The sequence below is a fragment of the Peterkaempfera griseoplana genome (assembly GCF_001418575.1).
GTDB lineage: Bacteria > Actinomycetota > Actinomycetes > Streptomycetales > Streptomycetaceae > Peterkaempfera > Peterkaempfera griseoplana.
Genome location: NZ_LIQR01000192.1, coordinates 1 through 22661, shown reverse-complemented (window position 1 = coordinate 22661; position 22661 = coordinate 1). Strand labels below are relative to the sequence as shown.

The following is a 22661-nucleotide window of genomic DNA, read 5'->3' as shown; positions in this document are numbered from 1 at the left end:
AGGGAACACCCGCCATGACCGTGCAGGAGCACCTCCACCGCAGCCAGGGCCTCCACATGCCGGCCTTCCGCCGGCGCCGGCCCGCCCCCGCTGTCCCCGCACCCGCTGTGCCGGCACACGCTGACACCCACACCGCTCAGGCCTTCACTCTTGCGTCCCTGCGCATCCTGACCGGTTTTGTCTTCCTGTGGGCCTTCCTGGACAAGACCTTCGGCCTCGGCTACGCGACCGCCTCCGGCAAGGGCTGGATCGACGGCGGGTCGCCGACCAAGGGCTTCCTCAGTTCCGTCGCCGCCGGGCCCATGGAGTCGACGTTCCACTCGTGGGCCGGCGCCGCATGGGCGGACTGGCTGTTCATGCTGGGTCTGCTCGGCATCGGCACGGCGGTCATGGCCGGTGTGGCTCTGCGGCCCGTGGCGGTGGCCGGCACGGCGATGATGGCGCTGATGTGGCTCGCCGAGTGGCCGCCCGCCAGGCACCTGTCGGACGGGTCGCCGAGCATGTCGTCCAATCCCTTCGCCGACTACCACGTCGTCTACGCGGTGGCCCTGTCCGCCCTGGCGGCCGCGGGCGCCGGCACCACCTGGGGTCTGGGCCGCCTGTGGGCACGGCTCCCGCTCGTCAGGGACCACGGCTGGCTGCGCTGAGACCTCGCGGCGCGGCGGCCCTCGCGCCGGGACCGTCGCGCCGAGCCCTGCACGGGCCACCGTCGAAGCAGCAGTGGCCCCTGTTCCGCAACCCCCCGAACACAACGCTGGAATCGGGTCTCCCCGGACCCCGATTCAGGAGGTGGAGATCATGCCCCGCACCATCACCGTAGGTCTGGACGGCTCGCCCGAGAGCCGCGCCGCCGCCGAATGGGCGGCCCACGAAGCCGGACTGCGCGGACTGCCGGTGAAGCTCGTTCAGGTCTGGGAGCCCGTACCGGAGCCCATGGCCCAGACCCCGCTGCTGGGCGCCGGAATCCAGCGGCACTGGACCGAGCGGGTGCCGCGTGAGGCCGCCGAAGGGTTGCGGCTTCGCCATCCCGGTGTCGAGGTGACCACCGAACACCTGACCGGGCGGCCCGCCGAAGCCCTGGCCCGCGCGGCGCAGGACGCCGAACTGCTCGTCCTCGGCTCGCGCGGCCTGGGCGGCCTCGGCGGCTTCCTGGCCGGCTCGGTGGCCCTGGCCGTCGTGGCGTCCACCGAACGGCCCGTCGTCCTGGTCCGCCCCGGGGAGCAGACCGGCGACGAGCCGAGGACAGGCCAGGGCGGGGCCGAGTCCACCACAGCCCCCTCCCGCCCGGTCGTCCTCGGGCTCGACGTCGGCACCCCCGACGAGGCCCTCCTCGGCTTCGCCTTCGAGGCCGCCATGCGCCGGAACGTGCCGCTGCGCGTCGTGCACGCCTGGAACCCGCCGCCGTACTACGCCTACGGCATGGCCCTGGAACCCGCGGTCGAGCGGGAGCTGGCGAAGGACGACGCCGCCGTCCTGACCGAGGAACTGCGCCCCTGGCGGGAGAAGTTCCCCCATGTCGAGGTCCTTGAGCAGTCCCACTGGGGAAGCCCGTCCAGGCTGCTGATCGACGCCTCCCGAGAGGCCTCCCTGGTGGTCGTCGGCCGGCGCGTCCGCCGCTCCGCTGTCGGTGGCCACATCGGCACCGTCACCCACGCCCTGCTGCACCATGCCCCCGTCCCTGTCGCCGTCGTCGCGCACGACTGAGGCCGGGGCGCAGGCCCCGCCCACGGTACGCACCCCGGGCGGACGGCACGAAGCCCGGCAGACGGGCGATCACGCCACCGGCGTCCGCGGGTGGCCGGGGCCGCAGCCACCGGCCGGGAGCACGCATCGACCGGCGCCGGGCTGCGTACGTCCCCGCGGCGCGGTCGTCGCCGACCTGCACCGCGGCGCCGGTCCGAACCCCCAGGAATCACGAGTGGCACGGCATCCCCCGCCTACGGTGGAGGGGGATCACGGCCCCCATGAGAAGGAGAGCACGTGGAGATCGTCGCCTTCGGTGTCCTCGCGGACGAGCAGCCCCTGCTGCGGGAGGTGTTCGACCGGGCTTTCGGCGGCCGCCATGAGCTGCGCTGCCTGGGGCTCTTCCTGAACCGGGACACCGTGCCGACCGCGGCCGGCCATGAAGTCGTGCTGAGCAGCGTCAACGACACACTGGACGCGGCGGTGCTGCAAGCGCTCGCCGACGGCGGCACCCGAATGGTCGCCCAACGGGCCACCGGCTACAACAACATCGACCTGAACGCGGCCCGGGACCTCGGGCTGACCGTGGCGCGTGTGTCGGCCTACTCCCCCCACTCGGTGGCGGAGTTCGCCTGGACCCTGGCGCTGGCCGTCAACCGCCGGATCGTCAGAGCGGCCCACCGCACCCGGGAGTTCGACTTCCGGCTCGACGGGCTGATGGGCCGCGACCTGCACGGCCGGACGGCGGGAGTGGTGGGCACCGGCAAGATCGGTGCGGCGTTCGCCCGGATTGCCCACGGTTTCGGGATGCGACTCCTCGGCTGGGACATCGCGGAGAACGCCGACTGCCTGGCCGCGGGCATGGAGTACGTCGAGCGGGAGCGGCTGTTCGCGGAGGCGGACCTCGTCAGCCTGCACCTGCCGCTGCTGCCCGACACCCACCACCTGGTCGACGCCAAGATGCTGCACCTCATGAAGGACGACGCCATCCTGGTCAACTCCAGCCGCGGCGGCCTGGTGGACACCGGCGCCCTCCTGGAGACCCTGCGCTCCGGGCGGCTGAGCGGCGTGGGCCTGGACGTCTACGAGGAGGAGGCCGGACTGTTCTTCCTCGACAAGTCGCTGGAGGTGATGACCGACGAACGCCTCGCCCGGCTGATGACCTTCAACAACGTCCTGGTCACCTCGCACCAGGCGTACTTCACCCAGGACGCGGTCGGCCAGATCGCCGAGACCACCGCGGGCAACGTCGCAGACTACTTCGCCGGGCGCACCGGCGACAACACCCTCGTCCGGTCGCCCGCGGCCTGAGCACCCGCCGCTCCGAGGCCTCCGAGCCCGGTCCGCGCTCGCCCGCCCGACCGGACCGGGAAGCGAAGCCCCATCCGGGGCGGGGCCACCGGCCCCCGCAATGGGGCCGAACGGCACTCCTGACGACCGTTCATCTGCTGCTGCAATGAGAAGACGACCTCCCGACCGCCACCGGCTCCGATGAGGACCGGCGGCCGGCCCGGCATCCGGCACGGTCGCCACCAGCGGCCCTCGACCCGCTCGCCTTCGCATGCGGTCCGGCCTCCGTGGAGGGGTCCGACGCGGTGAGCCCCCGAGGCGTGCCGGTCGGGCGGGGGAGAGCGGAAGGCGACCCGCCGGACCATCCGACGTGAAGAAGGGAATCCCATGTCCGACCACACCCAGCAGGCGCCCGCAGAGCTCTCCGACGAGGAGCTGAGGACGCTGGACGCCCACTGGCGCGCCGCGAACTATCTGGCCGTCGGCCAGATCTACCTCATGGCCAACCCCCTGCTGACCGAGCCGCTGCGCCCCGAGCACGTCAAACCGCGGCTGCTCGGCCACTGGGGCACCTCACCCGGGCTGAACCTGGTGCACACCCATCTCAACCGCGTCATCAAGGCACGCGACCTGAACGCCCTGTGCATCTGGGGGCCGGGCCACGGGGGGCCCGCCGTGCTCGCCAACTCCTGGCTGGAGGGCTCGTACTCCGAGACCTACCCGGACGTCACCCGGGACGGGCCCGGCATGGCACGGCTGTTCAGGCAGTTCTCCTTCCCCGGAGGCGTGCCCAGCCACGTCGCACCCGAGACGCCCGGATCCATCCACGAGGGCGGCGAACTCGGCTACTCCCTCTCCCATGCCTACGGAGCCGCCCTGGACAACCCCGACCTGCTGGTCGCCTGCGTGATCGGCGACGGCGAGGCCGAGACCGGACCGCTCGCCGCCTCCTGGCACTCCAACAAGTTCCTGGACCCGGTGCACGACGGCGCCGTACTGCCGATCCTCCACCTCAACGGCTACAAGATCGCCAACCCGACGGTGCTCGCCAGGCTCCCCGAAGCCGAACTCGACGCGCTCCTCCAGGGGTACGGCCACCACCCGATCCACGTCACCGGTGACGACCCCGCCGCGGTCCACCGCGCCATGGCCGGCGCCCTGGACACCGCGCTGCAGCGCATCGCCGCGATCCAGCGCGCCGCCCGCGAGGACGGCACGACCGAGCGCCCCCGCTGGCCCGTGATCGTGCTGCGCACCCCGAAGGGCTGGACCGGACCGGCCGAGGTCGACGGCGTGCCCGTGGAGGGCACCTGGCGTGCCCACCAGGTCCCCCTTGCCGCCGTACGCGACAACCCGGAGCACCTGCGGCAACTGGAGGCATGGCTGCGCTCCTACCGTCCGGAGGAACTCTTCGACGCCGACGGCAGCCCCCGCCCCGACGTCCTGGCCTGCGTACCCGACGGCGCCCGCCGGCTCGGCGCCAACCCGCGCGCCAACGGGGGACTGCTGCTGCGCGAACTCCCCCTGCCGCCGCTGGAGACGTACGCCGTCGAGGTCGACAAGCCCGGTGCGACCCTCCACGAACCCACCCGCGTCCTCGGCGACGTGCTCGAGAACGTCATGCGCGCCACCGCCGGCCGACGCGACTTCCGCCTCGTCGGACCCGACGAGACCGCCTCCAACCGCCTCCAGGCGGTCTACGCCGCCACCGGCAAGGCCTGGCAGGCCGAGACGCTGCCCGTGGACGAACACCTGGACCGTGACGGCCGGGTGATGGAGATCCTCTCCGAACACACCTGCCAGGGCTGGCTGGAGGGCTACCTCCTGACCGGCCGGCACGGGCTGTTCTCCTGCTACGAGGCGTTCGTCCACATCGTCGACTCCATGGTCAACCAGCACATCAAGTGGCTGCGGGTCACCCGCCGCCTGCCCTGGCGGGCCCCCATCGCCTCCCTCAACTACCTGCTGACCTCCCACGTCTGGCGCCAGGACCACAACGGCTTCTCCCACCAGGACCCCGGCTTCGTCGACCACATCCTCAACAAGAGCCCCGAGGTCGTACGGGTCTACCTGCCGCCGGACGCCAACACCCTGCTGGCCGTCGCGGACCACGCGCTGCGCAGCCGCGACTACGTCAATGTGATCGTGGCCGGTAAGCAGCCCTGCTACGACTGGCTGTCCCTGGACCAGGCCAAGGCCCACTGTGCACGCGGCGCCGGGATCTGGGAGTGGGCCGGCACCGAGGACGGCACCCGTGAACCGGACGTCGTGCTCGCCTGCGCGGGCGACGTACCCACCCAGGAAGTCCTGGCCGCCGCCCAACTGCTGCGCCGGCATCTGCCGGACCTCGCCGTCCGGGTCGTGAACGTCGTCGACATCGCCCGGCTGCTGCCGAGCGAGGAGCACCCGCACGGGATGACCGACTTCGAGTACGACGGCCTGTTCACCGCCGACAAGCCGGTGGTCTTCGCCTACCACGGCTACCCGTGGCTGATCCACCGCCTCGCCTACCGGCGCACCGGGCACCGTCACCTGCATGTGCGCGGCTACAAGGAGATCGGTACCACCACCACACCGTTCGACATGGTGGTGCGCAACGACCTGGACCGCTACCGGCTGGTCATGGACGTCATCGACCGCGTTCCCGGGCTCGCGGTCCGTGCCGCCGCCGTACGCCAGCGGATGGAGGACGCCCGGCTGCGCCACCACGCCTGGATCCGGGAGCACGGCACCGACCTCCCCGAGGTCGCCGACTGGACCTGGACCGGCTGACCGGACAGGCTGGACCACGGCGGCACCGAGCTATGGGAGGAGGCCTTCCCCTCCCGTCGGCCCGCCGCCGTGGGCCGGGCGCCGCCCGTGTGGCGCCTCGCGGCGGCCCGGTACTCGCGGCGAAGCGTCCTCGGCGGTTTGCCTCCCGAGAGGACAGGCGATGGCTGACGGGCCGAGCGGATCCGGCAAGGGTCCTGCTCGGCCCTCGTGGTGTTCCCAGGGGGCCGGTGGAACCCATGGCCGGTCCCACGAGGAGCGACCCGACCCGGCGGGGGACGGCCGTGGTCACGCCGGGGCCGCCACCGGTGCCCCGGCATCCCGGTGCGGACCGCGGACCCAAGGTGCATACGGACTGAAGGCGGTACCGGTCGCCGGGACGGTAGCTTGACCCTGCCGGTCATCCACGCGTTCGGCCGCAGCCCGACCCCCGACCCGCTCACGTCACCAAGGGCGGGACGCGCACGCAGGGCAGCCGGTGCGGGGACGGTGCCTACGAGAGGAGTCATCGCATGCTGAGCCTGGATCTGCATCCGATCTTCCGGAACAACCGCGACATCGAGCTCGCCCTGCGCCGGTTCCTCTTCGCGGCCGCCCACTCCGGGGAGCCGGTCGCCGAGATCATCCCGGGCAAGGGTTCCGGGCAGCTCCACAGGCGCGTCCTGGCCTTCCTCGACCAGCAGCACATCAGGAAGCTGTACGTACGCCGGGAGACCGATCCGGACAACACCGGCCGCGTGCTGGTGTACTTCACCTAGCCAGCCGCAGCGCGGCTGCCGGCACCTCGTCCGCCGAGGGCGGGCCATGACCGCAGGCGGCGGACCCCGCAGATGAACCCGGCAGCCCGGCTGCGAGGCTCCCCGCGGCCCTTGTCCCCGCGCGGCGTCACCGGCGCGTGGTCCGGGCCGCGGGGTGGGTCCGCTCGACGGCGCCCTCCCGTGCGGGGCGCCGGGCCGGGACCGTCGCGCTCGCGCAGCGGTCCCCCTCACCGGCCACCGAGTGACCGGGGCCGACCGCCGTCCACCGCGCGGCGACGCGGCCGGGCCGCACGCACCGGCCGGGCCGCGGCCCGGCACGTCGTTGGCGGTGAGGTCGCGGGAGCAGGTCAGGGGCCCGCGGAGAGCCTGCATATGATCCTCCTGTGTGGTCGCCCCACCGGGGGAGGGGTCGCCTGTCCACGCCTGTCGACGCCGAAGGAGTCCGTCCGTTGAGCACCAGGTCCGCGAGCGCCGAGGACTTCCCCCAGTTCCCACCCGGATTCTTCTTCGGGGCCGCGACGGCCTCGTACCAGATCGAGGGCGCCTGGGACGAGGACGGCCGCGGCGTCTCGATCTGGGACACCTACTGCCGTACGCCCGGCAAGGTCGCCGACGGGGCCACCGGCGACGTGGCCTGCGACCACTACCACCGCTACCCGGAGGACGTGGCGCTGCTCCGCGACCTGGGTGCGGACTCCTACCGCTTCTCCGTGGCCTGGCCCCGCATCGTGCCCGAGGGCACCGGCGCGGTGAACACCAAGGGCCTGGACTTCTACGACCGGCTCGTCGACGAGCTGCTCGCGGCCGGTGTGGAGCCCGCGCCCACGCTCTACCACTGGGACCTGCCGCAGCCGCTGGAGGACCGCGGAGGCTGGCGGGTGCGGGAGACCGCGGAGGCGTTCGCCGACTACGCGGCCGTCGTCGCCGAGCGCATCGGTGACCGGGTGGGCCGGTGGATGACCCTCAACGAGCCGTTCTGCGCCGCCTTCGTCGGCTACGCCGTGGGCCGCCACGCACCGGGCGCCCGCGAGGGCGAGGGGGCTCTTGCCGCCGTGCACCACCTGCTGGTGGGCCACGGCCTGACCGTCCAGGCGCTGCGCGCCGCGGGTGCCCGTGAGGTGGGCGTCGCCCTCAACCCGGACCGGCTGGTGGCGGCCACCGACTCGCCGGAGGACCTGGCCGCGCTGGTCCGCGCCGAGACCATGCACAACGACTGCTGGTTCGACCCGCTGTTCGCCGGCCGCTACCCGCTGCACGAGCAGGAGACCTGGGGCGAGATCACCGACTTCGGCTTCCGGCGCGAGGGCGACCTGGAGATCATCGGGCAGCCGATCGACTTCTGCGGCGTCAACTTCTACCGGCCGATCACCATCCGCGCCACCCCCTACCGGGACGAGGACCCGGCCGTGCGGACCGCGGCCGACATCCGTGCCGAGGAGACCTGGCAGGAGGGTCCGCGCCGTACCACCATGGGCTGGCCGGTCGTCCCGTCGTCCTTCCGGGACCTGCTGGTGGACCTCGCCGCGCGCTATCCGGCCCTGCCGCCGCTGGTGATCACCGAGAACGGCTCCGCCGAGGCGGACGTCCCGGACGAGGACGGCGTGGTCCACGACGCCGACCGGGTCGAGTACCTGCGAGGGCACCTCCAGGCGCTCAGCCAGGCCGTGGCCGAGGGCGTCGACGTGCGCGGCTACTACGTCTGGTCGCTGCTCGACAACTTCGAGTGGGCCTTCGGCTACGACAGGCGGTTCGGGATCGTGCGCGTCGACTACGACACGCTCGCCCGCACCCCGAAGGACAGCTACCGCTGGTACCAGCGCTTCCTCGCCGAGCACCGCTCCCGCCGGTCCTAGCCGGTGGCCTGGCCTGGCCCGGCGGCTCGACCGCCGACCCCTGAGCCGCCGACCCCGGCCCAGTCGCCTGCGCGAGTCGGCAGATGGGGCACAGCGGCCCGGATCGGCGGCCGGGCCGGGAAGGGCCGCCTGGCCGAGGCGGCGTGAGGGAACCGGCGCCGGGGGGAGACGCAGGCGGCACGGCCCTTGGTGATCGACGGCTTGGACACCGCGATCACCAAGGGCCGCGCCCTGCCCGCACAGCTCCGGTTAGCGGGACGCCAGGACCTTCAGACTGTAGTTGACGGTCCGTCAGCAAGGAGCGACCGGCGAAGCCGGCACAGCGGAACTACTTTGACCAGACCCGCTCATCCAGGACACGTTCCAAGCTTGGCGTCTTCACGTGATCGGCCGACTGCACCGCCTCAATGCGGCCCCGGACGTCACCGAAGTCGAAGTGGCCGAGGGTCCAGTACTCCGTCCAGTCCTCGGCAGCTTCGAAGTCCATGAAGGTGGCCACCACGGTCTTCCCGGGCTTGCGGAACTCGTCCACCGTCACCCGGGTCGCGCCGAGAGTCATGGTCGACGTGACATGCTCCCAGCCTCGATCCTTCGCGTAGTCGGCTTCGAGCGATCTGCCCCATGGACGAGGCCCCGGTGGCGATGACCCACCCTCGCCTCCGGGGCCTCTCGGTCACTCGTCGCCGAGGGGGACAGGATCAGTGTCCTTGACGGATTTGTACTGGCCCTTCGGGAAGACCCGCTCGTCTGGGTTCCAGTGGCGGAACTCCCACTTCGCCCGTGAGGTGGCTCGGTTGATGCTCCCCGGCGGCAGGGCCCTGCGGGCCGCTTCCAAGGCGCCCCTCACGATCTCCTCGTACGCCGCCCCAACCTTCTTCCCGCGCGTCCTGACCTCACCCACCTCGATCTCCAGCGTGATGGTGAGGACCTTCTTGACCGGCGTCTCTGCCATTCGGCTCCCTCCCGCAAGCGCCAGCACTATGGTCTGGTGTTGCTCCTGGGATGGCGGCATCAAACGCGCGTGCCCGTCCTTGGTACTCCGCAAGGAAGCCGTGGTACCGCACCTGCGGACAGCAGGAGCGACCAGGTTGCCGCAGCCGTCAGTGCAGATCGCACCCCGACCGCGCACCCGACCCCGTCGCGCCCACCCGAGGCGCCGCCTGCCCGGTCGCCGGACCCGCCGGCGAGCGGTGAGCCACGCCGGGCGACCCGGTCAGCCCGCCGTCCTCCCGGCCGCCGTCGAGGCGGCGAGAGGGGAGGCGGACCGGGGCCAGGTCTCCTGGCGCAGGAGGTCGAGCAGAGCCGTCTCGGCCGGGCCTGCGCCCTCCCGGAGAACGGCGATGACCGGCTGGAAGGCAGCCGGGGACACCGGCCGGGTGAGGTGCCGCTGTTCGTGCGGCACGGTGGACGCGGGGACGAACGCCGCACCCAGCCCGTGGGCGGCCAGGCGTACGGCGGTCGCCGTCTGGCTCACGCGGGCGGCCGTGTCCGGGGTGAGCTCGTTGTCCCGCAGTACCTTCCGGAGCACGGCGTCGAGGGCGCTGTCCTGGTCGAACCTCACCCAGGACTGCTCCCTCAGGTCGCTCAGGCCGATCCTGTCGGCGGCGAGCTGCGGGTGCCCCGGGTGCAGTACCACCACGAGCTCCTCGTCCCCCAGGTGGTGGGCGATGTCGGGCGGCTGGTCGCAGGCTGCCATCAGGGCGAGGTCGAGCACTCCGCGGCGGCACATCCGGTCCAGCTCGGTGGCGCTGGGCTCCTCGAGGACGGTGACCTCCAGCCGGGGATAGCGGCGGCGTAGCGCGGCCAGCGCGCGCGGCAGCTGCCGTGTGCCGAACCCCATCTGCACGGAGACCAGCAGTTCCCCGTCCAGGTCGTCGGCGGCGGCCCGAGCCGTCGCCCGGGCGCGCCGCGCCGCGTCCACCGCGACCTGCGCCTCCCGCAGGAAGGCCCGTCCGACAGCGGTGGGGACCAGCCCGGTCGGTGTGCGGTCGAACAGGCTGACGCCGAGGTCGCGTTCGAGGCTGCGGATCTGCTGGGACATCGACGGCTGGGCGACGTGCAGCCGCTCCGCCGCCGCGGTGACGGATCCCTCCGCGGCCACGGCCAGGGCGTACTCGTACTGGCGAAGGGTCATGGCCTTTCCGTCCTCCCGGCGGCGGCCCCGGGATGCGGCCCGCCTCAGTCGCTGTCGTTGCGGCGCCGGTGCCAACACGCGACGCGTGCCGTTTACTCCCGGGCCCGTGTCGAGGGCATAGGAGCGGTCTATGGCCCCGGCTGCTATTTGGTCTTTGCCCTGTGATTTCTCGTCGCGTAGCGTGCAAAAGGTCGGCGCCGCGCATTACGCGACTTCAGGTTCCGGAAGTCGCGTGCAGCGCACGCCGGTCATTTCTGCTCCACATGTGCGAATTGCGATCGAGGGGAATTACGGCATGGCCGTGAACGACAACGGGCCGGCTCCGCGTGAACTGGCGGGGAAACGGGCGCTGGTCACCGGCGGCTCGCGCGGAATCGGCGCGGCCGTCGTGCGCCGGCTCCTGGAGGCGGGCGCCGAGGTACTGACGACAGCCAGGTCGGCGGCGAGCCCGGTGCCCGAGGGAGCGTCCTTCGTGGCCGCCGACGTGCGGACGCGGAGCGGAGCGCAGGCGCTCGCCGCCGCCGCGGAGGAGAGGCTCGGCGGAGTGGACGTCCTGGTCCACAACGTGGGTGGCGCACAGCCGCACGGGGGTGCGCTGGCCATCCCCGACGAGGAGTGGCAGGACGCCCTGAACCTGAACCTGCTGGCGGCCGTACGCCTGGACGGGCTGCTGGCACCGGGCATGCGCGATCGGCGTTCAGGGGCGATCGTGCACATCTCGTCGGCCGCGACACCGACCGTGGCGCCCCCGTTCCTGCACTACACCGCCGCGAAGGCGGCGCTGGAGAACTACAGCCGGGGCCTGGCCCTGGAACTGGCCGGTCACGGAGTCCGGGTCAACAGCGTCTCGCCCGGTCGGACCGCCACTCCGGGCGGCGAGGCGACACGGGAGCAGTGGGCGCGGATCAGCGAGGGCCCGGGCGTGGACAACACCAGGCCGCCGCTCGGACGTGACGGCCGGCCGGACGACATCGCCGACGCGGTGCTGTTCCTGGTCTCCGAGCGGGCGAGCTGGGTGACCGGGAGCGGGCTCGTCGTGGACGGGGGCGAATTCCCCAGGGGCTGACCACGACGCCGACGACAATCCTGACGACGACGCCGACGCGGCAACCGGATGTCACCGATGACGAGAAGAAAAAGGAACAGAAGGCATGGACAGGTACCGCGACAAGAATGTCGTGATCACGGGCGGCGCCACGGGCATGGGTTTCGCCATGGCCAAGCTCCTGGCCGACGGCGGAGCACGGGTGGTCATCACCGGTCGTTCCCGGGCCAGGCTCGACGCCGCCCTGGAACGGCTCGGCGAGAACGCGACGGCGGTCCGAGGTGACGTCAGCTCGCTCGCGGACCTGGACGCCCTGGCCGACCACGTCCGGCGCGAACTCGGCAGCCTCCAGGCGCTCTTCGCGAACGCGGGCATCGCCCGCACGATGGCGTTCGAGTCGATGACCGAGGAGGTGTACGACGAGCTCTTCGCGATCAACACCAAGGGCGCCTACTTCACCGTGCAGAAGCTCGCCCCGCTGCTGAGCCCGGGCGCCGGCGTCGTCCTCGTCACCTCGATCGCCAACGTCATCGGCGTACCGGAGACCAGCGCCTATGCGGCCAGCAAGGCGGCACTGCGTTCGCTGGCCCGGAGTCTGGCCAGTGAGCTGCTTCCGCAGGGAGTCCGTGTCAACGCGCTCAGCCCGGGACCCATCGACACCGGAATCCTGGAGAGGGGCGGGATGACCGCGGAGGCCGCCGAGGAGTTCATGGCGCAGATGGCCGCACAGAACCCCATGCGTCGCTTCGGTACCCCCGACGAGATCGCCAGGGCTGCCGCGTTCCTGGCCTTCGACGCCACCTACACCACCGGCGCGGAACTCGCCGTGGACGGGGGCGCCACCCAGCTCTGAGCCCTGCCCGACGGCCGGTGCGGGAGGTCGCGGCGGTCACCCCTACCGGCTGCGGAGGAAGCCGGTTGCCCGCCGTCGGGGGCCGCCGGCGCGGGGGAGGGCCGGGCGCTGCGCCGGGGCCGGGTTCAGGTCGGGCCGGTCTGTGTGCCCGGCCGTCGGATGCGGTCGGCGAAGTCCGGTGCGCCGTCGAGGGTGCCGTGCGGCCGGGACCCACGCCCCGGAGCGCCGCACTGTGATCCGCGCGGCCTCGTCGGCCTGCGCTCGCTCAGGTGGCGCCCCCGGCGCCAACCGCTGCCGCGGGGTGGCCCCGAGCGCGGTCAGGCAGGCGGGGACGCCCCGCGCTGCGGACGCTCACTCAGGCCCCGCCGTGGCGGGTCCCGTTCGCGGCGAGCGATCCGGCGGCGGCCTCCCGGTCCGTGCGGATTCCACGTCTCGGACCCGTCCGAGCGCGGCCGCGGTGGTATCGCGGCGACGCACTCGGCGGCAGCGCTTCCTGCGGCGACCCCGGGTGTCGGCGAGGTGCCCGGTGACCCGTACGATCTGCTTCCGGCTCGGCTGGGCCTGAGCAGCGTCAGCCGTGGAAAGCGGCTGATCGAGTGAGTGAGGGTGGGGATTGTCCAAGCACAGACTGTCCAAAAAGGGTCGCTACGTCGCCTGGGGTACGGCAGCCGCGGCGGCTGTGGCAGGGAGTGTGGTCATGGCGCAGACGTCGATGGCCGCGACCACCTGGCCCGCGCAGAGGACGTTCACCGGACGGGCCTTCGACGCCTGCACGGCGCCGTCGCTCGCGGCGATGAAGGCGTGGAAGGCGGACGGCTACTACAGTGGCGCCGCCGTCTACGTCGGCGGCAGGAACCGGGGCTGCGCGCAGGCCAACCTCACCGCGTCCTGGGTGAAGTCGGTCAACGCGTCGGGGTGGAAGCTCATCCCGATCTACGTCGGCGCACAGCCGCCGTGCCAGACCGGCTCCAGCAACGAGAAGATCACCGCGACGACGGCTGCCGCGCTCGGTACGACCGACGGCAATGACGCGGTCGCCAAGGCCTCGGCGCTCGGTATGAAGGCCGGCTCCGCCGTCTACCTCGACATGGAGTCGTACGCCATCACCAACACGTCGTGCAACAATGCCGTGCTGACGTATGTGCGGTCCTTCACCAAGGCGCTCCGAGCCAAGACGTACCGGGCCGGTTACTACGGATTCGCGTCGTCCAGTGCGAAGGCGATCGCGACCGCGACGAACCGGACGGACCTGCCCGGCAACCTCTGGTACGCCCTGTACGACGGCAAGGCCAGCACGACCACGGACTGGCCGTGGGCCGCCGGCCTGTACACCGACCACAGTCGGGGCCACCAGTACACGGTCAACAGCAAGGAGACCCGTCAGGGGTACACCATCACGGTGGACCGCGACGCCTGGGACGGTCCGGTCGCCATCGTCGGCTGACCCGTCGGACCCGCCCTCCCAGAGCCCGCCCGACACGCCGGGCGGGCTCTGCCGTCCCCTGGGCGGACGGCGGGCCCTGCAGCGGGCTGCCTGTTCCCGGGTCCGGTGGGGGTGCCGCGCCCGCCCGCCTGCGCTGTCGCGGAGCCGCGGCCGGGCGATGGCGACGACTGCGCGACGCGGTCGGCAGGACGACCACCCTTGCCGACGGCGGCTCCCGGGGCCCGTACCGGTCGTCCCGTACCGACGGTCAGGCGGCGGTGGCCTGTGCGGCTGGACGAAGGGGCGCGGGCACTCCCACGTGAAGTACGTCGGCGCGCGCAGAAGGACCCCGGGGATCCCTCGCGACTGCCGCCTCAAGGGCGAAGCTCCGCACGGGCCGCCTGCGCATCGACGCAGCGGTGGCAGGAGCGGGCGCGGGTGGGCTCAGCGGCCGCCCGCCGGGGTCGAGCCGTCCTCACGCAGGACGTCGGCGACGGTGGTGCGGGCGAGTTCGGCCAGCAGGGCGTTGTGCGCCCGGCGGTCCAGGGCGAGGAGGTTGCGCTGTACGCGCCGGCCGACGTCGCAGTCGGGCTGCGGGACGTGGACGCCGAGCACCGGGTCCTCGGCGTTGATGGCGAGCCAGACCAGAGCCAGGTCGATCTCCGCGGGCTCGCGTTCGAGCATCCAGCCGCCGCGAGGTCCGGGCTGGGAGCGGACCAGCCCGGCCGCCCGCAGGCGGCCGAGGATGCGGCGCACATGCGCGGCGTTGGTCGCGGGGCTGCCGGCCAGGGACTGCGAGTCCCGCCATTCGCCGGGAGTGCCGGCCAGCAGGGTGAGCAGGTGGACGCCGACCGCGAACTGGGTGTTCGTGGGCTGGGCCATGGGTTCATGGTACGGCGTGCTCAGCAAATCGTACTCATCGCTGTTACAGTTCTGCTCGGCTATTCGTAAGCGCCGCAGTTGCGAATCCTGTCGCACCGGACAGGAGCACTGCGGGGCTCACCGCAGACCAGTCCCGTCCTGCCCGTACGCACGGACGACATCCACCGAGGGAGATCGCACATGGCCGTCATCACCGTCTTCGGAGCCACCGGCTACGCAGGTGGCCACATCACCGACGAGGCCCTGCGCCGCGGGCACGAGGTCATCGCGGTCAACCGTTCCGGCTCGGCCGTGGCCCGCCCCGGTGTCACCCCGGTCGCCGGGTCCATAGCCGACGAGGCCCTGGTGCGCGACCTGGCGGCCAAGTCCGATGTGCTGGTCGTCGCGGTCCACGGCAGCGCGGACGGCAAGCCGTTCCTGCTGCCGCTCGTCCCCTCGCTGCTGGAGGCGGCCGCCGAGGGCGGCGCCCGGATCGGCGTGGTGGGCGGTGCGGGCAGCCTGCAGGTGGCCGAGGGCGGCCCGCGGCTGATCGACACCCCCGACTTCCCCGAGGCGTACAGGGCCGAGGCGAGCTCGCACGCACAGGTCCTGGACGCGCTGCGGGACGCCGCCGGCGTGGACTGGTTCTACGTCAGCCCGGCTGCCGAGTTCGGCGCCTGGGTCCCCGGTGAGCGCACCGGCACCTTCCGCCTCGGCGGCGACGTGCTGGTCTCCGACGCCGAGGGCAGGTCCTTCGTCTCGGGCGCCGACTACGCCATCGCCTTCGTCGACGAGATCGACAAGCCGGCCCACCACCAGGCCCGGTTCACCGTCGCCTACTGAGCCCGGCGGACCCCGGCCGTCTCGCCGTTCGGCAGCGTTCTGATCCCGGTGCGACCACGGACGGCCGGGGGGCCGCACGGTGGTTGACCACCCAGCCGCCGCCCGGGACACCGGGCGGCGGGCAGGCTCCCTCGCCCGTCAGTAGGGCACTGTGCTGCACCAGGTCTGCGCCCAGGCGGAGGCGCCGTACCGGTTGGCCGCCCGCACCGTGACGCAGATCGCGTCGCCGGAGAAGGGGCCTTGGATCGTGTAACTGGTGCTGCCGGTGGAGAGGACGGTGTTCACGTTCTTCTTGGTGTACTGGCTGCCCTTGTTGGTGTAGTGGATGTCATAGCGGGTCGCCCGGGAGACCGGCGACCAGCTGACCGTGAGGGGCATGGAGCACGCGCCGAAGCAGGACGAGTTGTACAGGACCTTGTAAGCCACCAGGTCAGGCGGCGGAGAGCCGGTGGACGACCCGCCGGAACCGGAAGAGCCTCCGCTGCCCGAACCCGAGGACCCCGACGGTCCCGGGGACTTCGACCTCCCGGAGGAGCCGGAGGACCCCGCGGCCGTCGACGAGCCGGAGGACGCCGGCGGTCCCGCGGGCCTTGCGGCAGCGGACCTGCTGCCGTCGCCGCCACCGGACGGGCTGTCAGCGCCGACCGGCCTCGAAGTCCGGTCCGCGCCCCCGGAGGTACTCGGCTCGGCACCCTTCCTGGCGCCGCCGGAGGGGGAGCTGCTCGCCGGGCCGGCCGTGCCCTGCGAGCCGCTGCCGGCGGGGGTGACGCGTGCGCCGCCGCCGGGGCGCACGGCGCTCGCCCCGGTCCCGCCGGCGTCTCCGGCCCACGGCTGGAGGACGGCGAAGGTGCCACCGCCGACGGTGAGCACGAGGATGATCGGCAGCGCGATGATCGTGCGGCGCCGACCAGGCCTGGGCTCGCGCTCCTCGCGTGACGTGCCCTCGGCCTTCGGCGCGCCGCCGTCGGGGGCGGCCTCGGCGGATCCGGGCTCCGGCGGCAGCGGGACAGTCGCCCGGTTGGTGGGACCCTCGCGCAACGGCCCGGTGTCGGCGTCCAGCAGCCGTGCCGACCGCTGCGCGATGTGCGCGACGACCCCGGCAGGCAGCCAGGACCCGTCGGTGGCCGTCGGCCGTACCCGCTCGGGGTCGGCCAGCAGGGTGTCGACGTCGGGCCGCTGATCGGGGTCCTTGGTCAGACAGCGCTCGATGAACGCCTTGAGAGCCGCGTCCTCGACACCGGTCAGGTCCGGCTTGTCGTGCGCGATGCGGAACATGACGGCGTGCTGGTTGCCCCCTCCCTGCGCGAAGGGCAGCCGGCCCGTCGCCGCGTACATGAGCACGCAGCCGAGCGTGAACACATCGCTTGCGGCCCCGGCGCGCTCACCCCTGACCTGTTCCGGCGACATGAATCCCGGCGACCCCATCACCATCCCCGTACTGGTGAGCAGCGACTCGACGGAGGTCTCCAGGGCACGTGCGATACCGAAGTCGATGATGCGGGTGCCGCCCACGGTCAGCATCACGTTCGACGGCTTCAGGTCGCGGTGCACGATCCCGGCGTTGTGGATGTCCTTCAGAGCGCGCAGCAGCCCGTCCGCCAGGGCGTGCACGGCCTCGACGCCCAGCGGTCCGTGCTGCCGGACCACCTGGTCGAGCGAGAGGCCGGGGACGTACCCGGTGGCGACCCAGGGCGGCTCGGCGTCCGGATCGGCGTCGAGCACGGGCGCCGTGTACCGCTCACTGACCTTCCGCGCCGCATTGATCTCCCGCCGGAACCGTGCCCGGAACCGCTCGTCGGCGACGTGCTCCTCGTGCACGACCTTGACCGCGACGGTGCGTCCGCTCTCCGACCGCGCGAGGAACACCCGTCCCATGCCGCCGGCGCCGAGCCGCCCGAGCAGCCGATACGGCCCGATACGGTCGGGGTCGAAAGCAGCGAGCGGTTTGATGCTGTCGTCGACGCGTCCACCGCGATCGGTGCGCCCGTCGCTCCTGGTACCGCTCATACTGACGTGCTCCCCCTGACCTGCGGCACACTGACCGATCAACGCTACAACCGCGCCGTAGAACAGAACTTGTCATGCCCGGTTTTGGCCACGGCCGGGAATGCCGACCGGATGTGCACCGACCGGCCACAGCACCTGCTCGTCCTGACGCCAGAGCCTCCCAACCGGCCGTCGTCGCGGGAGCCTGACGTGCCGTCAACATCACACGACCGGGCGAGCCGTCGCAGCAGCCCGGCGCCTGCCCTACCTCCCGGGCGCCACGCCGTGGGCGCGCGCCCTGTGCCCTTGGCCCGCCGCCCCGTGAACCTGCGACCGTGCCCTGAGTGCGAGGCGCGGGCGTCCGCGCTTCACCCAGCCGCGTGAGGCTGCACGGTCTCTGTGACGGGCGCGGGCCGGGGGCGGGGTCCGTTCCTTCGGAACGCCGTCGCCGCGCGCCGCAGAGTCCGATCCGAGCTGATCCGGTCTCCCGGGATCCCCCTCGGTCGGCCGGTCACCGTTCCGAACGGTCCGCCGCTTCGTCCCCGAGGTCCGCGTCCGCGCCCTCGGCGCCGGCGGCGTCGCTGAGTCCGAGCCGCAGGTGCTCCGTGTGGTAGACGGCCTGGTCGAGCAGTTCGGCGACATGGTTGTCGTAGAGCGCGTAGACCACCGAGCGCCCCTGCCGGGTGCCGACCACCAGGCCGAGGTTGCGAAGCAGCCGCAGCTGGTGGGAGCAGGCCGACTGCTCCATGCCCACGGCGTGGGCGAGCTCGGTGGCCGCGCAGGGCCCTTCGCGCAGCCGGGCGAGGATCAGCAGCCGGGACGGGGTGGCCAGGGCCTGCAGGGTGGTCGCCACCCGGGCGGCGTTGTCCGCGTCCAGGCGTGTGCGCGGGACGGTGTTCTTCGCGGGGGTGGCTCCATGACCCATGCGTCAATACTACAGACGACTCATGAAGGAGTGTTCATGCGTTCCTGTATTGTGGACAGGGTCGTAAGTCCTGCCCGTGGCCTGTGCGAAGGGTTCTGCCCGCCATGTCCTCCACCCTGACCGAGCGCCCCGCCCCCGACGTGGCCGCCGCATCCGCCGGTGTCGCCCCGCGGCGGCGCACGCGGATCTTCGCGCTGCCCGAGGCTCGGTGGGCTGCGGCTGCGACGGTGCTGTTCCTGATCGCGCTGCCGTTGCAGCTGACCGGCGCCCCCGCGTGGGTGTGGGGTCCGCTGTACGCGCTCGCCTACGCCACCGGCGGCTGGGAGCCCGGCTGGGCCGGCCTTCAGGCACTGAGGGAGAAGACGCTCGACGTCGACCTGCTGATGATCGTCGCCGCCGTCGGCGCCGCCGCCGTGGGCCAGGTGATGGACGGCGCGCTGCTGATCGTCATCTTCGCCACGTCCGGCGCGCTGGAGGCGATCGCCACCGCGCGCACCGCGGACTCGGTGCGCGGCCTGCTCGATCTCGCCCCCACCACGGCGACCCGCCTGCTGGACGACGGCACCGAGGAGAGCGTGCCGACCGAGCAGCTGGCTGTGGGGGACACGATCCTGGTACGTCCCGGTGAGCGGATCGGCGCCGACGGCCGGGTACTGGACGGCGGGAGCGAGGTCGACCAGGCCACCATCACCGGCGAGCCCCTGCCCGTCGCCAAGGAGACCGGGGACGAAGTCTTCGCCGGCACCTTGAACGGCACCGGCGTTCTGCGGGTGAAGGTCGAGCGGGACGTCTCCGACTCCGTGATCGCCCGGATCGTGAAGATGGTCGAGGAGGCGTCCGAGACCAAGGCCCCGACGCAGTTGTTCATCGAGAAGGTCGAGCAGCGCTACTCGATCGGCATGGTCGTCGCCACCCTCGCGGTCTTCGCGGTCCCGCTGGCCTTCGGCGCGGCGTTCACCGGCTCACTGCTGAGGGCGATGACCTTCATGATCGTCGCCTCCCCGTGCGCCGTGGTGCTGGCCACCATGCCGCCGCTGCTGTCCGCGATCGCCAACTCCGGCCGGCACGGCGTGCTGGTGAAGTCCGCCGTCGTGATGGAGCGGCTCGGCCAGGTCGACGCCGTCGCGCTCGACAAGACCGGCACCCTCACCGAGGGCACCCCCCGGGTCACCGACATCCGCCCCCTGGCCGGCTCCGGCCTGGACGAGGACGAACTGCTGGCCCTGGCCGCGGCGGCCGAGCACCCCAGCGAGCACCCGCTCGCCCGGGCGATCGTGGACGCCGCCCGCACCCGCGGCCTGACCGTGGCCGCCGCCGTGGACTTCACCTCCGCTCCCGGCGTCGGCGTCAGCGCCACCGTGGCCGGCCGAGCCGTCGCGGTCGGCGCCCCGGCCCGGCTGCTGAACGACGCCCAGGGCGCCGTCTCCGCCCGCGCCGCCGTGGTCACCGGCGAGCTGGAGGACGGTGGCCGCACCGCGGTCCTGGTCGAGGCCGACGGCGTGCCGGTCGGCGTGCTCGGCATCGCCGACCGCCTGCGCCCCGACGCAGCCGCCACCGTCACCGCGCTGAGCGCGCTGACCGGCACCCGGCCGATGCTGGTCACCGGCGACAACCCGCGCGCCGCCGCCCGGCTGGCCGCCGAGGTCGGCATCACCGACGTCCGCGCCGGTCTGCTGCCCCAGGACAAGGTGACCGCCGTCAGGGAGCAGGAGTCGGCAGGCCGCAAGGTGATGGTCGTCGGCGACGGCGTCAACGACGCCCCCGCCCTGGCCGCCGCCCACACCGGCATCGCCATGGGCCGCGCCGGCTCCGACCTCGCGCTGGAGACCGCCGACGCCGTCGTCGTGCGCGACGAACTCGCCACCGTCCCGGCCGTCGTCGCGCTCTCCCGCCGGGCCCGCTCCTTCGTGGTGCAGAACCTGGTGCTCGCCTCGGTCTTCATCACGGTGCTGGTGGTCTGGGACCTGGTCGCCACCCTGCCCCTGCCGCTGGGCGTCCTCGGCCACGAGGGCTCCACCGTCATCGTCGGCCTCAACGGGTTGCGTCTGCTGCGCGAGTCCGCCTGGACCAGGGCCCGTGCGGAAGGCCGGAAGTGAGCAAGCGCACCCGCAAGCAGTCCGCCGCCCCCGCCGAGGGGGCGGCGGCCCGCTGCACCGTCACCGTCTGCCGGGGCTGCTGCTGCGGCACCTCCAAGGTCCCGGGCCTGGACCACCGCGCCCAGCTCGGCGGTCTGCGCGCATCGCTGGCGGGTGTGGCGAACGTGCGGCCCACCGACTGCCTGGACGCCTGCGAGCAGGCCAATGTGATCGTCGTCCAGCCCTCCGCCGGGGGCCGCAAGGCCGGTGGACGCCCGCTCTGGCTCGGCCTGGTCAACGACCCCGACGCCGTCGCCGACATCACCGCCTGGGTCAGGGCCGGCGGCCCCGGCCTCGCCGACCCGCCGGACATCCTCGACCTCTACGCGTTCAGCCCCTCCCGCCGCATCCGCCGGCAGATCGACAACTGAAGCGAACCAGCGCCGGGGGCTCGCCCCGCTGGTAGGCGCCGTTGTGGTGAGGCCAGGGTCATCTCGTCATGCCGGACCGCTCAGCAGTGGTGACATGCTTCGCCGGGCCGATGCGAGCGCACGCCGGTCGGAGCCGGCTGCCTGATGCGCCAGGCGCCACGCGTCAGGACTGCTTGTCCGCGAATGCGGCCGGCGAGAACGTGAAGGCCACATATGTGCGTCCGCCGACCTCGAAGTGGGCGGCCTCAGCCATCCCATAGTGCCGGTGCACGGCCAGGGAGCGCTCGTTGGCCGTCTCGACGAACGCCACGGCGAGGTCGAAGTCGTCCCGCAGGGCGCGGCAGAGGGCTCTGAGCAGCCGCGTCAGCACCCCACGCCCCTGGAATCGTTCGTCGACCGCGACGGGGCCGTAGAGGAAGAGCCTGCCGAGGTCGGCCCCGTCCGCCGCGCTGACGACTGCCGAGACCGCCGCTGCGGCCGGATGTGTCCGCGGGAGCCAGTCCGGCTCGCTCGTGATCGCGAACCCGGCGAGTTCGCCTGCGGCATCGGCGACGAAGATGCCCGGGCCGTCCTGGAAGCGGTCGAGGAGTTCGTTCGTCAGGTTGCCCTGCACAAAGCCTCGACGCGCCCGCTCCTCGTCGCTCAGCCCCGTTCCGCGAGCCTTGTCCATCAGTGACAGGATCGCTGCGTGATCTTCCGGACGGGACCTGCGTACGTTGATCGTCATGTCGGAGACGGTACGCAAGGGAGTGGACGCCCGGATCTCCGGCCTGGATTTCCGGTCTGTCTTGCCGGGCCCGGGGTCTGTGGCGCGGTGCTCGGAGCGGGCGGCCGTCGTTCGGGCTGGTGGTGCCCGGCGGCCTCCGGCCTGCCGGGCACCACCAGCCGCCGGGCTCAGCCGGTCGTGCAGTCGGTGCCGTTCAGGGTGAATGCGGTGGGCACGCTGTCGTTGGAGGTGTAGGTGCCCTGGAATCCGAACGACGTGGTGCCGCCGGGGGCGATGGTCGCGTTGTAGTCGGCGTTGGTGGCCGTCACGGCCCTGCCCGACTGCGTGACGGCGGCGTTCCAGGCGTTGGTGACCGTCTGGTCGCCGGGGAACGAGAACTTGACGGACCAGCCGTTGACGGCGCTGGTTCCGGTGTTGCCGACGGTGACGTCGGCTGTGAAGCCACCGGACCATTCACTGGTCTTGGTGTAGGTGACATGGCAGGTGCCGCCGGTGGACCCGCCGGTGGACCCGCCGGTCGTGCCGCCGGTGACGGTCCAGGTGAAGGAGGTCGTGCCGGAGGCTCCCGAGGAGTCGGTGGCGGTGACGGTGACGGGATAGGTCCCCGCGGTGGTCGGGGTGCCGGTGATACGGCCGGCGGAGCTGATCGTGAGCCCCGGGGGCAGGCCGTTGGCCGCGTAGGTCAGTGTCTGGCCGGCGGCCGAGTCGGAGGCCTGGATCTGCAGTCCGCCGACGGCCGTTCCCACGGTGCCGCTCTGGGCGCCGGGGTTGGTCACCGTGACAGTGTTCGACGGGACGGTCGTCGACCCGTACCCGGCGGCGGTGATGTTGGCCTGGACGGCGTTCTCGGTGGCGTCCGACGGATAGCCGGAGGTCATGACGCCTTCGTAGAAGGTGCCGGTGGCGCCGTGGCTGTTGTCGCCGCCGATGCCGAGGATGATGGCGCCCTGCTTCTTCATCGGGTTGTAGCCGGAGACGTTGGGTCGTGCCCCGTTGTAGTACGTG

Annotated in this window: 20 protein-coding genes; 12 read left to right on the top strand and 8 right to left on the bottom strand. The window is 72.5% G+C overall.

What is annotated here, in order from left to right:
• The first annotated feature begins 14 nt into the window (after positions 1 to 14).
• The 6 genes from AOK09_RS15340 to AOK09_RS15315 all read left to right on the top strand — a co-directional run bounded on the left by AOK09_RS15340 (position 15) and on the right by AOK09_RS15315 (position 8353).
• Positions 15 to 647, top strand: a complete 633-nt coding sequence (locus AOK09_RS15340; RefSeq protein ID WP_055587749.1) for a hypothetical protein — start codon at positions 15 to 17, stop codon at positions 645 to 647.
• A 151-nt stretch (positions 648 to 798) separates the two neighbouring features.
• Positions 799 to 1704 (top strand): universal stress protein, encoded by a 906-nt coding sequence (locus AOK09_RS15335; RefSeq protein WP_055587755.1) that lies wholly within the window; start codon positions 799 to 801, stop codon positions 1702 to 1704.
• Between the two features lie 276 nt (positions 1705 to 1980).
• Complete coding sequence (locus AOK09_RS15330; protein ID WP_055587748.1) at positions 1981 to 2994, top strand: 2-hydroxyacid dehydrogenase; 1014 nt, start codon at positions 1981 to 1983, stop codon at positions 2992 to 2994.
• Between the two features lie 366 nt (positions 2995 to 3360).
• Positions 3361 to 5745 carry a phosphoketolase family protein gene (locus tag AOK09_RS15325; RefSeq protein ID WP_055587747.1) on the top strand — a complete coding sequence of 795 codons (2385 nt, stop codon included), beginning with the start codon at positions 3361 to 3363 and terminating at the stop codon, positions 5743 to 5745.
• A gap of 509 nt (positions 5746 to 6254) precedes the next feature.
• A complete protein-coding gene (locus AOK09_RS15320; RefSeq protein WP_055587746.1) occupies positions 6255 to 6500 on the top strand; it encodes a Smr/MutS family protein in 246 nt (81 codons plus the stop codon).
• 449 nt (positions 6501 to 6949) lie between these two features.
• Positions 6950 to 8353 carry a GH1 family beta-glucosidase gene (locus tag AOK09_RS15315; RefSeq protein WP_055587745.1) on the top strand — a complete coding sequence of 468 codons (1404 nt, stop codon included), beginning with the start codon at positions 6950 to 6952 and terminating at the stop codon, positions 8351 to 8353.
• A gap of 328 nt (positions 8354 to 8681) precedes the next feature.
• On the opposite strand, the gene AOK09_RS15310 is transcribed toward AOK09_RS15315, so the two are convergent.
• From AOK09_RS15310 to AOK09_RS15300, 3 genes are all read right to left on the bottom strand, one after another.
• On the bottom strand, positions 8682 to 8912 hold the full coding sequence (locus tag AOK09_RS15310) for a hypothetical protein (protein WP_055587744.1): 231 nt from the start codon (positions 8910 to 8912) through the stop codon (positions 8682 to 8684).
• 114 nt (positions 8913 to 9026) lie between these two features.
• Positions 9027 to 9305, bottom strand: coding sequence for a hypothetical protein (locus AOK09_RS15305; protein WP_055587743.1), 279 nt, complete (start codon positions 9303 to 9305; stop codon positions 9027 to 9029).
• A 261-nt stretch (positions 9306 to 9566) separates the two neighbouring features.
• Positions 9567 to 10487, bottom strand: coding sequence for a LysR family transcriptional regulator (locus tag AOK09_RS15300; protein ID WP_055587742.1), 921 nt, complete (start codon positions 10485 to 10487; stop codon positions 9567 to 9569).
• Between the two features lie 295 nt (positions 10488 to 10782).
• On the opposite strand from AOK09_RS15300, the gene AOK09_RS15295 reads away from it, so the two are divergent.
• The 3 genes from AOK09_RS15295 (at position 10783) to AOK09_RS15285 (ending at position 13829) form a co-directional block, all read left to right on the top strand.
• A complete protein-coding gene (locus AOK09_RS15295) occupies positions 10783 to 11553 on the top strand; it encodes an SDR family oxidoreductase (protein ID WP_055587741.1) in 771 nt (256 codons plus the stop codon).
• An 85-nt stretch (positions 11554 to 11638) separates the two neighbouring features.
• Positions 11639 to 12385 carry an SDR family oxidoreductase gene (locus AOK09_RS15290; protein WP_055587740.1) on the top strand — a complete coding sequence of 249 codons (747 nt, stop codon included), beginning with the start codon at positions 11639 to 11641 and terminating at the stop codon, positions 12383 to 12385.
• Between the two features lie 613 nt (positions 12386 to 12998).
• Entirely contained in the window at positions 12999 to 13829 is an 831-nt protein-coding gene (locus AOK09_RS15285) for a glycoside hydrolase domain-containing protein (RefSeq protein WP_055587739.1), read from the top strand.
• A gap of 423 nt (positions 13830 to 14252) precedes the next feature.
• On the opposite strand, the gene AOK09_RS15280 is transcribed toward AOK09_RS15285, so the two are convergent.
• Complete coding sequence (locus AOK09_RS15280; RefSeq protein WP_055587738.1) at positions 14253 to 14690, bottom strand: Rrf2 family transcriptional regulator; 438 nt, start codon at positions 14688 to 14690, stop codon at positions 14253 to 14255.
• 180 nt (positions 14691 to 14870) lie between these two features.
• On the opposite strand from AOK09_RS15280, the gene AOK09_RS15275 reads away from it, so the two are divergent.
• Entirely contained in the window at positions 14871 to 15512 is a 642-nt protein-coding gene (locus AOK09_RS15275) for an NAD(P)-dependent oxidoreductase (protein ID WP_055587737.1), read from the top strand.
• A gap of 138 nt (positions 15513 to 15650) precedes the next feature.
• Here AOK09_RS15275 and AOK09_RS15270 read toward each other — a convergent pair whose 3' ends face one another.
• Both AOK09_RS15270 and AOK09_RS15265 read right to left on the bottom strand, forming a co-directional pair.
• Positions 15651 to 17519: a protein kinase domain-containing protein gene (locus tag AOK09_RS15270; RefSeq protein WP_055587736.1), complete on the bottom strand. Its 1869-nt coding sequence runs from the start codon at positions 17517 to 17519 to the stop codon at positions 15651 to 15653.
• A 490-nt stretch (positions 17520 to 18009) separates the two neighbouring features.
• Positions 18010 to 18423 carry an ArsR/SmtB family transcription factor gene (locus tag AOK09_RS15265; protein WP_055587735.1) on the bottom strand — a complete coding sequence of 138 codons (414 nt, stop codon included), beginning with the start codon at positions 18421 to 18423 and terminating at the stop codon, positions 18010 to 18012.
• Between the two features lie 104 nt (positions 18424 to 18527).
• On the opposite strand from AOK09_RS15265, the gene AOK09_RS15260 reads away from it, so the two are divergent.
• Positions 18528 to 20519, top strand: coding sequence for a heavy metal translocating P-type ATPase (locus tag AOK09_RS15260; protein WP_055587734.1), 1992 nt, complete (start codon positions 18528 to 18530; stop codon positions 20517 to 20519).
• The gene (locus AOK09_RS15255) at positions 20516 to 20929 is read left to right on the top strand and encodes a hypothetical protein (RefSeq protein ID WP_055587733.1); all 414 of its coding nucleotides are present in this window, start codon (positions 20516 to 20518) and stop codon (positions 20927 to 20929) included. Before AOK09_RS15260 ends, AOK09_RS15255 begins: the two co-directional genes overlap by 4 nt.
• Positions 20930 to 21092: 163 nt before the next feature.
• Here AOK09_RS15255 and AOK09_RS15250 read toward each other — a convergent pair whose 3' ends face one another.
• Both AOK09_RS15250 and AOK09_RS15245 read right to left on the bottom strand, forming a co-directional pair.
• Positions 21093 to 21599, bottom strand: a complete 507-nt coding sequence (locus AOK09_RS15250; RefSeq protein ID WP_157875906.1) for a GNAT family N-acetyltransferase — start codon at positions 21597 to 21599, stop codon at positions 21093 to 21095.
• 224 nt (positions 21600 to 21823) lie between these two features.
• A partial coding sequence (locus tag AOK09_RS15245) for a cellulose binding domain-containing protein (RefSeq protein WP_175609304.1) occupies positions 21824 to 22661 on the bottom strand: 838 nt, incomplete at its 5' end.

Coding starts and splice junctions, on each gene's coding strand:
- AOK09_RS15290 (WP_055587740.1), top strand. CDS start 11,639: ATGGACAGGTACCGCGACAAGAATGTCGTGATCACGGGCGGCGCCACG.
- AOK09_RS15340 (WP_055587749.1), top strand. CDS start 15: ATGACCGTGCAGGAGCACCTCCACCGCAGCCAGGGCCTCCACATGCCG.
- AOK09_RS15320 (WP_055587746.1), top strand. CDS start 6,255: ATGCTGAGCCTGGATCTGCATCCGATCTTCCGGAACAACCGCGACATC.
- AOK09_RS15270 (WP_055587736.1), bottom strand. CDS start 17,519: ATGAGCGGTACCAGGAGCGACGGGCGCACCGATCGCGGTGGACGCGTC.
- AOK09_RS15310 (WP_055587744.1), bottom strand. CDS start 8,912: ATGACTCTCGGCGCGACCCGGGTGACGGTGGACGAGTTCCGCAAGCCC.
- AOK09_RS15250 (WP_157875906.1), bottom strand. CDS start 21,599: ATGGACAAGGCTCGCGGAACGGGGCTGAGCGACGAGGAGCGGGCGCGT.
- AOK09_RS15265 (WP_055587735.1), bottom strand. CDS start 18,423: ATGGGTCATGGAGCCACCCCCGCGAAGAACACCGTCCCGCGCACACGC.
- AOK09_RS15275 (WP_055587737.1), top strand. CDS start 14,871: ATGGCCGTCATCACCGTCTTCGGAGCCACCGGCTACGCAGGTGGCCAC.
- AOK09_RS15325 (WP_055587747.1), top strand. CDS start 3,361: ATGTCCGACCACACCCAGCAGGCGCCCGCAGAGCTCTCCGACGAGGAG.
- AOK09_RS15280 (WP_055587738.1), bottom strand. CDS start 14,690: ATGGCCCAGCCCACGAACACCCAGTTCGCGGTCGGCGTCCACCTGCTC.
- AOK09_RS15335 (WP_055587755.1), top strand. CDS start 799: ATGCCCCGCACCATCACCGTAGGTCTGGACGGCTCGCCCGAGAGCCGC.
- AOK09_RS15300 (WP_055587742.1), bottom strand. CDS start 10,487: ATGACCCTTCGCCAGTACGAGTACGCCCTGGCCGTGGCCGCGGAGGGA.
- AOK09_RS15295 (WP_055587741.1), top strand. CDS start 10,783: ATGGCCGTGAACGACAACGGGCCGGCTCCGCGTGAACTGGCGGGGAAA.
- AOK09_RS15260 (WP_055587734.1), top strand. CDS start 18,528: ATGTCCTCCACCCTGACCGAGCGCCCCGCCCCCGACGTGGCCGCCGCA.
- AOK09_RS15305 (WP_055587743.1), bottom strand. CDS start 9,305: ATGGCAGAGACGCCGGTCAAGAAGGTCCTCACCATCACGCTGGAGATC.